At 60.5% G+C, this 600-nt stretch carries 1 protein-coding gene; it reads right to left on the reverse strand.

Annotated elements, in window-relative coordinates:
• Positions 1 to 600: AAA family ATPase (locus Q7C20_RS26855; protein ID WP_375071204.1), on the reverse strand; the 600-nt coding region annotated here is incomplete at both ends.

Below are 600 nucleotides of genomic sequence, written 5' to 3' on the forward strand. Positions count from 1 at the left end.
GTAACCCTTCACCGACAGCCAATCGCGCGCTTCGTCGCTCACTTCCAGCGAGACCCCCTTCGCATCCAGTTGCGCCTGCAGTTCGACGATAAACTTGTCGACCACCTGCTGGATCACCTCGGTAGACAGATGGTTGAACCAGATGATGTTATCCAGACGGTTGCGGAACTCCGGCGTAAACACCTTCTTGATCTCTTCCATCGCGTCGGTGCTGTTGTCCTGGTGCACCAGACCAATCGACTTGCGTTCGGTTTCCCGCACCCCGGCGTTGGTGGTCATCACCAGGATCACATTGCGGAAATCCGCCTTGCGGCCGTTGTTGTCGGTCAGCGTGCCGTTGTCCATCACCTGCAGCAGCAGGTTGAACACGTCCGGATGCGCCTTCGCGAGCTCATCGAGCAGCACCACCGCATGCGGATGCTTGATCACCGCATCGGTCAGCAGCCCGCCCTGATCGTAACCGACGTAGCCCGGAGGCGCGCCGATCAGGCGGCTGACGGTATGCCGCTCCATGTACTCGGACATGTCGAAACGCACCAGTTCCACGCCCAGTATGCGGGACAGCTGGCGTGTCACCTCGGTCTTGCCGACGCCTGTCGG

Origin of the sequence: Pseudomonas sp. AMR01, from assembly GCF_041946035.1 — a bacterium.
Taxonomy (GTDB): domain Bacteria; phylum Pseudomonadota; class Gammaproteobacteria; order Pseudomonadales; family Pseudomonadaceae; genus Aquipseudomonas; species Aquipseudomonas antarctica_B.